Source organism: Rhodosalinus sp. (assembly GCF_041685465.1).
Taxonomy (GTDB): Bacteria; Pseudomonadota; Alphaproteobacteria; order Rhodobacterales; family Rhodobacteraceae; genus Rhodosalinus.
In genome coordinates this window covers 1-12,416 of record NZ_JAWLFS010000072.1, presented here as the reverse complement: position 1 = coordinate 12,416, position 12,416 = coordinate 1, and the positions used below count along the sequence as shown (strand labels likewise).

Here is a 12,416-nt window from a genome sequence, read left to right as displayed (position 1 = left end):
CGGCGACCAGCGCACGCGCAGGTGATAACCGGCCTCGTCCTGCGTCTCGTCGAGGACGACGCCCTTCTCGAAGAGCCACGCGCGGCGGCGGCCGTCGTCGAAGCCGAGATCCAGCCGTTCCTCGCGCCGCTCGCCCTCGAGCGCGCCGGCCATGGCCTGCGTCAGATCGGCCATGCCCTCGCCCTTCCAGGCCGAGAGCGCGAGCACGTCGTCGCGCCGCGCCGCGGTGGCGCGCGCGGCGGCGGCCTCCTCCGGGGCGAGCAGGTCGAGCTTGTTCCAGACCTCGAGCCGCGGCGTGCTCTCCGCGACGCCGAGGTCCTCGAGGATCGCCTCCACGTCGCGCTTCTGCGCCTCGGTCTCGGGGTGGGAGATGTCGCGCACGTGCAGGATGAGCGCCGCCTCCAGCACCTCCTCCAGCGTGGCGCGGAAGGCCGCCACCAGCTCCGTCGGCAGGTCCGAGATGAAGCCCACCGTGTCGGAGAGGATCACCTCGGGCCCCTCGGGCAGGCGCACCGCCCGCATCGTCGGGTCGAGGGTGGCGAAAAGCATGTCCTTCGCCATCACCTCCGCCCCCGTCAGGCGGTTGAAGAGCGTCGATTTTCCCGCGTTGGTGTAGCCCACGAGCGCGACCACCGGATAGGGCACCTTCGCGCGCGCGGCGCGGTGCAGGCTGCGCGTCCTGACCACCTTGTCGAGCTGGCGGCGCAGGCGCACGAGCTGTTCGTCGATGGCGCGGCGGTCCGCCTCGATCTGCGTCTCGCCCGGCCCGCCGACGAAGCCGAGCCCGCCGCGCTGGCGCTCGAGGTGGGTCCAGGCGCGGACGAGGCGCGTGCGCTGGTAGCTGAGCGCGGCCATTTCCACCTGCAGCACGCCCTCGCGCGTCGCGGCGCGATCCGAGAAGATCTCGAGGATGAGCCCCGTCCGGTCGAGAAGCTTGACCTTCCACGCGCGCTCGAGGTTGCGCTGCTGCACCGGCGTCACCGGCCCGTCGATCAGGACGAGGCCGATCTCCTCGGCCCGGAGCCGGGCGCCGATCTCCTCGATCTTGCCGGACCCGAAGAAGGTGCCGGGGTTGACCTTGGGCAGGCGGACGTTTTCCGACCACACCACCTCGAGCCCCGGCAGCGCGCGGGCAAGCGCCACGGCCTCGCCCAGCGCGTACTCGGGATCGCGTCGGTCGGGCGCGGTCCGGATGTCGGGATGCAGGACCGCCGCGCGGGTCGCGGGTGTATCGCCGGCGTCAGCTATTGTCGTCGCCGTCGTAGAGGTTGATGGTCTGCGAGGGCATCACGGTGGAAATGGCGTGCTTGTAGACCAGCTGCGACTGTCCGTCGCGGCGCAGCAGCACGCAGAAATTGTCGAACCAGGTGATGACGCCCTGCAACTTTACGCCGTTGATCAGAAAGACCGTCACCGGTACCTTGGTCTTGCGCACGTGGTTGAGGAAGGTGTCCTGAAGGTTCTGGCGGTCCGAGGCCATCCAATGTCCCTTTTTTGCTTCTGATCCCTGCGGGCCGCCGTCGGCGCTGCCGGGATTTATGACTTTCGTTGCACGGCGCGCGCGCGCCGCGATGCGGCTCGTGTCCGACACCAAAGTATGGGACCCGCGCGCTTCAGTTTCCAGCCCCGAAATGCCGGATTCTCGCCTGTCTCAGCGTCGCCAGAGCGTGGGCGACAGAAGCGCGATGATGCCGAGAAGCTCGAACCGCCCGAGAACCATGGTCCCCGCGAAGACGAGGCGCGCGCCGCCCGAAAGCTCGGCGAGCGCGATCGGCGACTCCGCGGCCCAGATGACGAGCGGCCCGGTGGTCGTCAGCCCCGCCACGGCGAGCACCATCGCCTCCTCGAAGCCGCTGCCGAGCGCGGCGAAGACGAGGCTGGCCACCGTCAGGCTGAGCGCGAAGAGCATGAAGAAGACGAAGGCGATGAAGGCGCCCTGCCGGCGCAGCCGCCGCGAGAAGCCGCCCGCGCGCCCCACCGAGGAGGGATGCACGAGCTTTTCCATCTCGCGCAGCCCGTGCAGGTAGAGCGCATAGATCCGCAGGAGCTTCACGCCCCCGGCCGTCGTCGCCACGCCGCCGCCGAGAATGGCGAGCCCCATCAGGATGAGCCCCGGCGTGCCCAGCCCGGACCACGCCTGCGCTTCCTGCCAGTCGGCGCTGACGAAGCCGGTCGTGGTCAGGAACGACAGCACGGTGAAGGTCGCGCCCCAGTGGGCCTGAAGCGCCCGAAGAAGGTCCGCGTCCCGGTCGACCTCGAAGGCGCCCGCCCAGTGGCGCAGGAAGAGCACCAGCGGCACGCCCACCACCAGAACGAGGCCGAACCGGAACTCCGGGTCGTGGCGCAGGCCCGTCCGCGCCGTCGCCAGCGTGTCGGACGAGAAGGTCAGCCGCGAGAGCGCGAGGAAGAGAAAGGCGAAGACGGCGAGCTCCGCCCAGATGCCGGCGGTCGCCCCCACGATCCCGTCGCCCGCCGAGATACCGGAGGTGGAGATCGTCGACATCGCGTGGATCGCCGCCGGCACCGGCGCCTCTCCCAGGGCCATGAGCAGGAGCCAGAGCACGAGGGTGAGCACCGCGTAGACGGGCGCGAGCCGCCGCGCCGCCCGCGCGACGCGCATCTGCGGCGAGGCGGCCGCCGAGGCGGGCTGGCGCGCGTCGGCGCGCCCCGGCTCCCCCGAGGCGGTGACCTCGAAGCCGCCGAGCGAAAGCGGCGCAAGGATCGCCGCCGCCGCCGTCCAGATCAGCAGCCCGCCCATCCAGGCCACCTGCGCGCGCCAGAGATGCAGGGCCGGCGAAAGGCGCTCGGGCTCGAAGAGCGTCGCGCCCGTGGTCGTCAGGCAGGAGACCATCTCGACGTAGGCGTTGAGAAAGCTCGTCGTGCGCACAGCCTCGTGAAAGGGCACGGCGAGACCCGCGGGCAACAGCAGGAAGACGACCAGAAGCGACAGAAGCTGGCGGACCGACTCGCGCTCCGGCGGCCGGCCGCCCCGGGCGACCGCGATGAGCGCCACGAAGAGGGTGCCCATCAGCCCCGCGTAGAAAAAGGCGCGCGCGGTCGCGAACTCCTCCGCCGCGAGCGCCACGGCCGCGGGCACGATCATGGAAACGCAGAAGGCCCCTGCGAGCAGCAGGACGAGCGGAAGCTGCCAGAGCCGTGTCACGGCGCCCGGCTCAGAAGTAATCGATCGAGACCTGCAACAGGTGCTCGACCTCGGGGACGTCCTTGGCGAGCGCGAAGATCACGATCACGTCACCCTCCTCGATGCGCGTGCCCGCATCGGGGCGCAGGATCTTGTCGCCCTTCTTCACCGCGCCGACGAGCGCGCCCTCGGGGAAGTCCGTGTCGCGGATGCGCTGCCCCGCGATGGGCGAGGTTGAGAGCACCTCCGCCTCGATCACCTCGGCCTCGGCATCGCCGATGGAATAGACGTCGCGCACGCGCCCGTGCCGGATGTGGCGCAGGATCGAGCTCACGGTGGTCGCGCGCGGGTTGATGTAGGCGTCGATGCCGAGCGGGTCCATCAGCGGCTCGAGCGTCGGGTCGTTGACGAGCGCGATCGCCATCGGGCAGCCGAGCGACTTCGCGCGCACCGCCACGAGCATGTTCGTCTTGTCGTCGTCGGTCACGCAGAGCACCGCGTCCGCCCGCGCGATGTTGGCCTCGGTCAGCAGCCCCACGTCGAGGCCGTCGCCATTGAGCACGATGGTGCGCTCCAGCTCGTCGGCGGCCCGCTCGGCCGCCGCGCGGTCGCGCTCGATCACCTTGGCGCGGATGCGGTCGGCACGCCCCTCGAGCGCACGCGCGACCGTCAGCCCGACGTTGCCGCCGCCCACGAGCACCACGCGCTCCGTCCGCTTGGCCGACTTGCCGAAGATCTCGAGCGTGCGGCCGACGTCCTCGGTATGGGCGACCACGTAGCAGGCGTCGCCCTCGAAGAGCTGATCGCCCGGCTCCGGCGCGAAGAGCGTGCCCTCGCGGCGCACCCCCACGACCACCGCGCGCAGGGTCGAGAACAGATCGGTGAGCTGGCGCAGCGGCGTGTTCACCACCGGGCAGTCCCCGGTCAGCCGGAGCCCGAGAAGCTGCGCGCCGCCATCGAGAAAGGTTTCGGCGTCGAAGGTCGACGGCGCCGAGAGCCGGCGCAGCGCGGCATCGGCGACCTCGCGCTCGGGGCTGATGACCACGTCGATCGGCATGTGGTCGCGCCGGTAGAGGTCGGAATAGATCGCCGTCAGGTAGCTCTGCGCCCGGAGCCGCGCGATCTTGCGCGGGACCGAAAACACCGAGTGCGCCACCTGGCAGGTCACCATGTTGACCTCGTCGGAATAGGTGGCCGCGATGATCATGTCCGCGTCGCGCGCGCCGGCAAGGTCGAGGACATCCGGATAGGAGGCGTGCCCTGCAAGGCCCTGCACGTCGAGCGCGTCGGTCGCGCGGCGCACCAGATCGGCGTTGTTGTCCACGACCGTAACGTCGTTCTTCTCGCCCGAGAGATGCCGCGCGATCTGCCAGCCGACCTGCCCCGCGCCGCAGATGATGACCTTCATGGGCCGGCCTCTCCCGTCATCCCCGAGCGTCCTTGCTCGCACGCCCCCGCACGGCGGTCAATCATGGGACCGCCGCGGGCGGCGGCGTTGACGCATGGTGCGCCGGGACGGCGCACCCTACGCGGGCCGCGGCGGAATCGAATAGGTCATGCTCGCGCGCGCCACGGGCTCCGCCATCCCCTCGGAGTAGAGCAGGACGTCACCCACCGCCAGAACGCGCCCGAGCTTCAGCAGCCGGCACCGCGCGATCATGTCCGTTCCGGCGGCGGGCTTGCGCATGAAATCCATCGAGCAGCCCGTCGTCACCGCCAGCGCCTCGGGTCCGATCATCGCCAGCACGGCGAGATAGACCGAGACGTCGGCAAGCGCGAACATCGACGGCCCCGAGACGGTGCCGCCCGGGCGCAGGTGGCGCTCGTCCACCCGAAGGCGCACGTCGATCTCGCGCGGGGCCACCCGCTCGATCGCGAAATCCGCCGCCACCTGCGGAAACTCGCGCGCCATGAAGGCCGAAAGCGCCTCGCCCCCCATCGCGAGCCCGTCGTCACCGTCCGCCATGCTTTCCTCCCGTCGTCACGACGCCTAGAGTTGGCCCGAACAGGAGAGGAGGACAAGATGACGCTCTTGGACCGCGAGGATTCGGGCGCCGTCGCCCGGCTGACGATGAACGTGCCCGAGCGGCTGAACGCGCTCTCGGACGGGATGCTCGCCGAGCTTCAGGCCGCCTTCGACACGCTGAAGGAGGACACCGCGATTCGCGCCGTGATCCTCGCCGGACGGGGCAAGGCCTTCTGCGCGGGCCACGACCTCAAGGAGATGCAGGCCGGCCGGCAATCCGAGGACGCGGGCGCGAGCTACTTCGACGACCTCTTCCGCCGCTGTTCGACGATGATGCAGACGATCCGCGAGATGCCGCAGCCCGTGATCGCGCAGACGCACGGCATCGCCACCGCCGCGGGCTGCCAGCTCGTCGCCTCCTGCGATCTCGCCGTGGCCGCCGAGGGCACGCGCTTCGGCGTGAACGGCGTGAACATCGGCCTCTTCTGCTCGACGCCGATGGTCGCGCTCTCGCGCAACGTGCCCCTGAAGCACGCCTTCGAGATGCTGGTGACCGGCGAATTCGTCGACGCGACCCGCGCGCGCGAGCTCGGCCTCGTCAACCGCGTCGTGCCGCCCGAGGCGCTCGAGGCGGAGACGCAGGCGCTCGCCGAGACGATCGCGGCCAAGCTCGGCACGGCCGTCAAGATCGGCAAGCAGGGTTTCTACCGGCAGGCCGAGATGCCCCTCGATCAGGCCTACGACTTCACCGGCGCGGCGATGGTCGAGAACATGCTCGACCGCGACACGAACGAAGGCATCTCCGCCTTCCTCGAAAAGCGCGCGCCGGACTGGCGCCAGTGATCCCGTGACACCCCCCGCCCCGTGACAAACCCCCGCATGGAGCCTAGATCCCCCGCATGACGGAAAAGCTGCATATCGTGGGCGGCGGCATGGCCGGCTCGGAAGCCGCCTGGCAGGCCGCGGAAATGGGCGTCGACGTGGTGCTGCACGAGATGCGGCCGAAGGTCGGCACCTTCGCGCATCGCACGGGGCATCTCGCGGAGCTCGTCTGTTCGAACTCCTTCCGCTCCGACGACGACGCGGAGAACGCCGTGGGCCAGCTCCACTGGGAGATGCGCGCGGCCGAAGGTCTGGTGATGACCACCGCCGACCGGCACCGCCTGCCGGCGGGCGGCGCGCTTGCCGTCGACCGCGACCCCTTCGCCGAGGAGGTCACGGCCCGGCTCAAGTCCCACCCGAAGGTCACCGTGCAGAACACTGAAATCACGGAGCTTCCCGACGAGGGGCGCTGGATCTTCGCCACCGGCCCGCTGACCTCGCCCGCGCTCGGGGAGGCGATCGCGCGGGCGACGGGCTCCGATCAGCTCGCCTTCTTCGACGCCATCGCGCCCATCGTCTACGCCGAGAGCATCGACATGGGGACCGCCTGGCGGCAGTCGCGCTACGACAAGGGCGAGACGGAGGCGGAGCGCACGGCCTACATCAACTGCCCGATGACCAAGGACCGGTACGAGGCCTTCATCGACGCGCTGCTCGCCTCCGACAAGACCGAGTTCCACGAGGGCGAGACGGCCGGCTATTTCGACGGCTGCCTGCCGATCGAGGTGATGGCGGCGCGCGGGCGCGAAACGCTGCGCCACGGCCCGATGAAGCCCGTGGGCCTGACCAACCCGCACGATCCGGACCAGAAGCCCCACGCCGTCGTGCAGCTTCGCCGCGACAACGCGCTCGGCACGCTCTACAACATCGTCGGCTTCCAGACGAAGATGAAGTATGGCGCACAAACGGATGTTTTCCGAATGATTCCGGGCCTGGAGGAGGCGCGCTTCGCCCGTCTCGGCGGCATCCATCGCAACACCTTCCTGAATTCCCCCACGCTCCTCGACGATCAGCTCCGCCTGCGTGCACGGCCCAACATCCGCTTCGCCGGACAGATCACCGGGGTCGAGGGCTACGTCGAATCCGCCGCCATGGGCCTCCTTGCCGGCCGCCTCGCCGCGGCAGAGATCCTCGGCCTTGCGCTGCCCACCGCCCCGCCCGACAGCGCGATGGGCGCGCTGGTGCATCACATCACCGGCGGCGCGGAGGCGAAGACCTTCCAGCCGATGAACGTGAACTTCGGCCTCTTCCGCCCGGTCGAGGGCCTCAAGGGCGGGCGCAAGGGCCGCCGGGACCGCTACCGCGCCTACACCGACCGCGCCAAGGCGGCCTGGCGCGCCTGGCTCGCGGGGGCGGCGCTGGACGCCGCCTGACGGTCCCGCTAAGCTGGCGCCCATGACACAGGGATTTCTCGACAGAGTGTACAGGACCGAGGGCGCCGACGACATGCGGCGCCTCTACGACGACTGGGCGGATCAGTACGACGCCGACCTCTCCGGCGCGGGCTACGCCACGCCGGGGCGCGTGGCCCGGGCGCTCGCCGGCGCCATCGACGACACCGCGCGCCCGATCCTCGACTTCGGCTGCGGCACCGGCCTCTCGGGCGAGGCGCTGGCCGAGGCAGGCTTCACCACGATCGACGGCGTGGACGTCTCCGACGGCATGCTGGAGGTCGCGCGCGCCAAGGGCGTCTACCGCGACCTCGACGCCGTCGGCGACGAGGACGCGATGACCGACCGCGCCGGGCGCTACGCCGCCGCCGCCGCCATCGGCGTGATCGGCTCGGGCGCCGCGCCGCTCGCTGCCTTCGACCGGGTCTGGGCCCTCCTGCCCCCGGGCGGGCTCTTCGCCTTCTCCTTCAACGACAACACCTTGCAGGACCCGGCCTACGAGGCCCACGTCACGCAGCTCACCGAAAGCGGCGCCGCCCGCATCCGCTTCCGCGAGCACGGAGACCACGTGCCGGCCGAAGGCGTCGGCGCGCTCGTCTACGTCCTCGAGAAGGCGTGAGCCTCCGCACCCGCTTCGCCCCCTCGCCCACCGGCCCGCTGCACCTCGGGCACGCCTATTCGGCGCTGCTGGCCCACGACACGGCCCGCGCGGCGGGGGGCACCTTCCTGTTGCGCCTCGACGATCTCGACCGGAGCCGCGCGCGCGCCGAATGGGCCGCGCAGATCGAGAGCGACCTCGCCTGGCTCGGGATCACGTGGGACGGCCCGGTGATGCGCCAGTCCGACCGGCTGCCGCGCTACCGCGCCGCGCTCGCCGTGCTCTGGGACCGCGGCCTCCTCTACCCCTGCCACTGCACCCGCCGCGACATCGAGGCCGCCGCCTCCGCGCCGCAGGAGGGCGCGCCCCTGCACGGCCCCGACGGGGTGATCTACCCCGGCACCTGCCGCCCGCACACGCCGCCCGTCGGGCCAATGCCAGAGGACTGCGCGCTCCGCCTCGACATGGCCCGCGCCGCCGCCGCCGCCGGGCTCGACCGCGCCCCCGTCACCTACACCGAGACCGGCGTCGCGGCACCCCCCGGCCCGCTCGGCCCCGAGCATTTCACGCAAGCCGTCGGTGATATCGCCCTCGCCCGCCGCGGCCTCGGCGCCGCCTACCACCTCGCCGTCGTCCTCGACGACGCCGATCAGGCGATCACCCATGTGATCCGCGGCGCCGATCTCGCGCCCGCCACGGCGATCCACGTCCTGCTGCAGCGCCTCCTCGGCCTGCCGACACCGGTCTATCACCACCACCGGCTGATCCGCGACGCGGCGGGCCGGCGCCTCGCAAAGCGCGACGACGCCCGCGCCATCGCCGGCTACCGCGCCGAGGGCCGCACCCCGGCCGACCTCCGCGCGATGGTGGGGCTTCCCCTGCCCCATCATCTTGGCCCAAATACTCTCGGGGGGTGAGGCGGCGCGAGCCGCCGAGGGGGGCAGACAGCCCCCCTTGACCGGCTCACTCGGGCGCCATGATCTCCACCTCCGCGCCGTCCCGCACCGCGGTGTAGAAACAGCTCCGCCGCCCGGTGTGACAGGCCGGCCCCGTCTGGCGCACCCGCAGCAGGAGCGTGTCGCGGTCGCAGTCGAGGCGCATCTCCACGAGGTCCTGGACATGGCCCGAGGTCGCGCCCTTCTCCCAGAAGGCCTGCCGCGAGCGCGACCAGTAGGTGACGCGCCCGGTCTCCAGCGTGCGCGCCACCGCCTCGGCGGTCATCCAGGCGAGCATCAGCACCTCGCCCGTCTCGGCCTCCTGCGCGATGGCGGGGATCAGGCCGCGCGCGTCGTAGCGCAGGTTCGCGGGGTCGAAGGACATCGGCATTTTCCTTTGGCAATCGCTCGGGCGGCGCCTAATTATGCGGGAAAGACCTGACGGGGAAGCCATGAGCTCCGAGACCGACCTGATCAAGCTCTATTCCGGGCGCATCCTCGCCCTCGCGGCCGAGATCCCGCACACCGAGCGCCTCGCGGCGCCGGATGCGAGCGTCAAGAAGCGTTCGCCGCTCTGCGGCTCCACGGTGACGGTGGACGTCACGCTCGAGGGCGGGCGCATTTCGGCCTTCGGGCAGGACGTGAAGGCCTGCGCGCTCGGGCAGGCCGCCGCGGCCGTCGTGGGGCAGAACGCCATCGGCCGGCGCCGCACCGAGATCGAGGCGGCGCGCGATGCGCTCAAGGCGATGCTGAAATCCGACGGACCCGCGCCGCCCGCGCCCTTCGACGCGCTCGAGGTTCTGCGCCCCGCGCGCGACTACAAGAACCGCCACGCCTCGATCCTCCTCGCGCTCGAGGCGACGGCGGAGGCCGTGGCCGAGGCCGAGGCGGCGCACTGCGCCTGACCCGCTCGGCGACGCCGCACGCGCGCCCGAGAAAAAAGCCGCCGCGCATCCCGAGGGACGGCGGCGGCAGAGGGACGATCCGCTTGGGGACAGGCAGACCCGGCGGCGCGCCCTGGGGACGGGCGCGCCCTGTCGCCGGGCCGCGGATCGCGAGGCAGCTCAGAACGTTCCGGGCAGATGCAGCGCAGCGATCAGAAGCACCGTCAGCGCCACGAGGCCGGCCATGTCGGCGACGACGGCGCCCGGGGCGCGGCGAAGGATCGTGGCGAGCTGGGTGATCATCGGGGCGCTCCATCCGTGTTCGTGTTGCCGCTTTGTTCTCACACCTCGGGGCGCACGTAAAGAACTTTTTAAGAACATCCATGAACGGACTGCGACTCCGGGATCTCACCCCACGGACAGCAGCCGGATCGCCTCGTCCTGGCGCATGAGCCAGAGGAGCACGCGCGCCGCCTCGCCCCGCGCGCTGCGCAGGTCCGGGTCGTCGGCCAGCAGCCTCCGCGCGTCCGATTGCGCGGTGGACATGAGCCCCGCCTGCCGCTCCATGTCCGCGATGCGAAAGCGCGGCACTCCCGATTGCGCCGTGCCGATCAGGTCGCCTGCGCCGCGGATCTCAAGATCGACCTCCGCGATGCGGAAGCCGTCCTCGGTGTCGCGGATCGTGGTCAGCCGCCGCGCCGCCGTCTCGCCGAGCGGCGGCTGGTAGACCAGCAGACAGGTCGAGGCGCCCGACCCGCGCCCGACGCGGCCGCGCAGCTGGTGAAGCTGCGCGAGGCCGAAGATCTCGGCGCGCTCGATCACCATGATGGTGGCGTTGGGCACGTCCACGCCCACCTCGATCACCGTGGTCGCCACCAGCACACTCGTCTCGCCGCGCTGGAAGCGCGCCATCGCGGCGTCCTTCTCCTCCGCCGGCATCTGCCCGTGGACGAGGCCGACGACCCCCTCCCCGAGCGCGGCGCGCAGCCGCTTGAAGCGGTCCTCGGCGGCCGTCAGATCGACCGCCTCGCTCTCGTCCACCAGCGGGCAGACCCAGTAGGCCTGCCGCCCCTCGGCCACCGCGCCGCGCAGATGCTCGACCACTTCGCCAAGCCGCTCGGTCGAGACCATGGCGGTGCGGATGGGCTTCCGCCCCGGCGGCTTCTCGTCCAGCACGCTCACGTCCATGTCGCCGTAATGCGCGAGCGCGAGCGAGCGCGGGATCGGCGTCGCCGTCATTACCAGCATGTCGGCGCCCGCGCCCTTGCGCCCGAGTTCCAGCCGCTGGCGCACGCCGAAGCGGTGCTGCTCGTCCACGATGGCGAGGCGCAGGTCGCGGAAGTCCACGTCCTTCTGAAAGACCGCATGGGTGCCGACGAGCACCTGGATCTCCCCCGCGGCGAGGGCGCGCAGTGTCCCGGCCCGTGCCGCGCCCTTGTCGCGCCCGGTCAGAAGCGCCATCCGCACGCCCGCGGCCTCGGCGAGCGGGGTGAGCGCCTCGAAGTGCTGGCGGGCGAGGATCTCGGTGGGCGCCATCATCACGCCCTGCCCGCCCGCTTCCACCGCGATCGTGAGCGCGAGGAAAGCCACCAGCGTCTTGCCCGCGCCCACGTCCCCCTGCAGCAGCCGGTTCATCCGCTGCGGGCTCCGCATGTCCTCCGCGATCTCGGAAAGCGCGCGGACCTGCGCGCCGGTCGGCCGGAAGGACAGGCTTTCCAGCACCTTGCGCTGCAATGTTCCGGTGCCGTGCGTCTCCCGCCCGCGGCCGCGGCGCACCCGCGCGCGGGCGAGGCCGAGGGTCAGCTGATGCGCCATCATCTCGTCGTAGGCGAGGCGTTCGCGCGCGGGATGGGTGGCGGCGAGGTCCGCCTCCCCCTGCGGCGCGTGCGCGCTCTCGAGCGCCGCGCGCCAGTCGGGCCAGCCCGCTTCCGCCTTCTGCACCGGGTCGATCCACTCGGCGAGCTCCGGCGCGCGGGCGAGCGCGCCCTGCGCCGCCTTGGCCATGACGCGCTGCGTGAGCGCGCCGGTCAGCGGATAGACCGGCTCGACCTCCGGGATCTCCCCGGCATCCTCGGGCGCGACGATGTGATCGGGATGCACCATCTGCGCCATGCCGTCGTAAAGCTCCACCCGCCCGGAGACGAGCCGACGCGCCCCCGGCGGCAGGACCCGCTGCAGGTAATCCGACCGCGCGCGGAAGAAGACGAGCTGAAACGCGGTCTCGGCGTCCTCCACATCGACCCGGTAGGCGCCGGTTCTCGACCGCGGCGCGCGGTGGGCGCCGATGGTCACCTCCACCGTCAGCACCCGCGGCAGATCCGCGCCCCGGATCGTCGCGCGGCGGCGCCGGTCGATCACCGAATGCGGCAGCGTGAACAGCAGGTCGCGCGGCCGCGCGATCCCCCCCTTCTCGAGCGCCTGCGCCGTCTTGGCCCCCACGCCGGGCAGGGTGTCGAGCTCCGCGAAGAGCGGAAAGAGCGGCTCGGGCCGCCCGCTCATGCCTGCCCGATCAGCGCGAGCCAGCCGTCCTCGTCGAGGGTCTCGACGCCGAGCTCGGCGGCCTTCTTCGCCTTGGAGCCCGCGCCCGGCCCGGCCACCAGCAGGTCGGTCTTCGAGGA

General features: G+C 71.6%; 13 protein-coding genes. 5 read left to right on the top strand and 8 right to left on the bottom strand.

The features are described from left to right. The 5 genes from hflX to ACESL7_RS06760 form a co-directional block, all read right to left on the bottom strand. A partial coding sequence (gene hflX, locus ACESL7_RS06780; protein ID WP_372892558.1) for a GTPase HflX occupies positions 1-1,248 on the bottom strand: 1,248 nt, incomplete at its 3' end. Then, a complete protein-coding gene (gene hfq, locus ACESL7_RS06775) occupies positions 1,241-1,480 on the bottom strand; it encodes an RNA chaperone Hfq (protein ID WP_115979231.1) in 240 nt (79 codons plus the stop codon). The genes hfq and hflX, both read right to left, overlap by 8 nt. 171 nt (positions 1,481-1,651) lie before the next feature. Beyond that, entirely contained in the window at positions 1,652-3,163 is a 1,512-nt protein-coding gene (locus ACESL7_RS06770) for a potassium transporter TrkG (RefSeq protein WP_372892557.1), read from the bottom strand. Between the two features lie 10 nt (positions 3,164-3,173). Further along, a complete protein-coding gene (gene trkA, locus ACESL7_RS06765; protein ID WP_372892556.1) occupies positions 3,174-4,550 on the bottom strand; it encodes a Trk system potassium transporter TrkA in 1,377 nt (458 codons plus the stop codon). Positions 4,551-4,667: 117 nt separating this feature from the next. Next, the gene (locus tag ACESL7_RS06760) at positions 4,668-5,108 is read right to left on the bottom strand and encodes a PaaI family thioesterase (protein WP_372892555.1); all 441 of its coding nucleotides are present in this window, start codon (positions 5,106-5,108) and stop codon (positions 4,668-4,670) included. A 57-nt stretch (positions 5,109-5,165) separates the two neighbouring features. On the opposite strand from ACESL7_RS06760, the gene ACESL7_RS06755 reads away from it, so the two are divergent. The 4 genes from ACESL7_RS06755 to gluQRS are packed head-to-tail and all read left to right on the top strand — an operon-like array spanning position 5,166 to position 8,896. Further along, complete coding sequence (locus ACESL7_RS06755; protein WP_372892554.1) at positions 5,166-5,951, top strand: enoyl-CoA hydratase; 786 nt, start codon at positions 5,166-5,168, stop codon at positions 5,949-5,951. A 56-nt stretch (positions 5,952-6,007) separates the two neighbouring features. Next, the gene (trmFO, locus tag ACESL7_RS06750) at positions 6,008-7,363 is read left to right on the top strand and encodes a methylenetetrahydrofolate--tRNA-(uracil(54)-C(5))-methyltransferase (FADH(2)-oxidizing) TrmFO (protein ID WP_372892553.1); all 1,356 of its coding nucleotides are present in this window, start codon (positions 6,008-6,010) and stop codon (positions 7,361-7,363) included. Positions 7,364-7,385: 22 nt separating this feature from the next. Further along, a complete protein-coding gene (locus ACESL7_RS06745; RefSeq protein ID WP_372892552.1) occupies positions 7,386-8,000 on the top strand; it encodes a class I SAM-dependent DNA methyltransferase in 615 nt (204 codons plus the stop codon). Beyond that, positions 7,997-8,896: a tRNA glutamyl-Q(34) synthetase GluQRS gene (gene gluQRS, locus ACESL7_RS06740; protein ID WP_372892551.1), complete on the top strand. Its 900-nt coding sequence runs from the start codon at positions 7,997-7,999 to the stop codon at positions 8,894-8,896. The genes ACESL7_RS06745 and gluQRS overlap by 4 nt, the downstream gene beginning before the upstream one ends. Before the next feature lie 46 nt (positions 8,897-8,942). On the opposite strand, the gene hisI is transcribed toward gluQRS, so the two are convergent. Next, a complete protein-coding gene (gene hisI, locus ACESL7_RS06735; protein ID WP_372892550.1) occupies positions 8,943-9,299 on the bottom strand; it encodes a phosphoribosyl-AMP cyclohydrolase in 357 nt (118 codons plus the stop codon). A 67-nt stretch (positions 9,300-9,366) separates the two neighbouring features. Between hisI and ACESL7_RS06730 the strand changes: the two genes are divergently transcribed. Further along, positions 9,367-9,819, top strand: a complete 453-nt coding sequence (locus tag ACESL7_RS06730) for an iron-sulfur cluster assembly scaffold protein (RefSeq protein WP_372892549.1) — start codon at positions 9,367-9,369, stop codon at positions 9,817-9,819. Between the two features lie 159 nt (positions 9,820-9,978). On the opposite strand, the gene ACESL7_RS06725 is transcribed toward ACESL7_RS06730, so the two are convergent. Then, positions 9,979-10,101 (bottom strand): hypothetical protein, encoded by a 123-nt coding sequence (locus ACESL7_RS06725; RefSeq protein WP_372892548.1) that lies wholly within the window; start codon positions 10,099-10,101, stop codon positions 9,979-9,981. Between the two features lie 105 nt (positions 10,102-10,206). Then, complete coding sequence (recG, locus tag ACESL7_RS06720; protein WP_372892547.1) at positions 10,207-12,297, bottom strand: ATP-dependent DNA helicase RecG; 2,091 nt, start codon at positions 12,295-12,297, stop codon at positions 10,207-10,209. Between the last annotated feature and the right edge of the window lie 119 nt (positions 12,298-12,416).

Excerpts from the sequence above, each read along its gene's own strand:
- hfq (WP_115979231.1), bottom strand. The coding sequence starts at position 1,480 with ATGGCCTCGGACCGCCAGAACCTTCAGGACACCTTCCTCAACCACGTG.
- ACESL7_RS06730 (WP_372892549.1), top strand. The coding sequence starts at position 9,367 with ATGAGCTCCGAGACCGACCTGATCAAGCTCTATTCCGGGCGCATCCTC.
- ACESL7_RS06725 (WP_372892548.1), bottom strand. The coding sequence starts at position 10,101 with ATGATCACCCAGCTCGCCACGATCCTTCGCCGCGCCCCGGGCGCCGTC.
- ACESL7_RS06760 (WP_372892555.1), bottom strand. The coding sequence starts at position 5,108 with ATGGCGGACGGTGACGACGGGCTCGCGATGGGGGGCGAGGCGCTTTCG.
- ACESL7_RS06755 (WP_372892554.1), top strand. The coding sequence starts at position 5,166 with ATGACGCTCTTGGACCGCGAGGATTCGGGCGCCGTCGCCCGGCTGACG.
- recG (WP_372892547.1), bottom strand. The coding sequence starts at position 12,297 with ATGAGCGGGCGGCCCGAGCCGCTCTTTCCGCTCTTCGCGGAGCTCGAC.
- trkA (WP_372892556.1), bottom strand. The coding sequence starts at position 4,550 with ATGAAGGTCATCATCTGCGGCGCGGGGCAGGTCGGCTGGCAGATCGCG.
- trmFO (WP_372892553.1), top strand. The coding sequence starts at position 6,008 with ATGACGGAAAAGCTGCATATCGTGGGCGGCGGCATGGCCGGCTCGGAA.
- hisI (WP_372892550.1), bottom strand. The coding sequence starts at position 9,299 with ATGTCCTTCGACCCCGCGAACCTGCGCTACGACGCGCGCGGCCTGATC.
- ACESL7_RS06745 (WP_372892552.1), top strand. The coding sequence starts at position 7,386 with ATGACACAGGGATTTCTCGACAGAGTGTACAGGACCGAGGGCGCCGAC.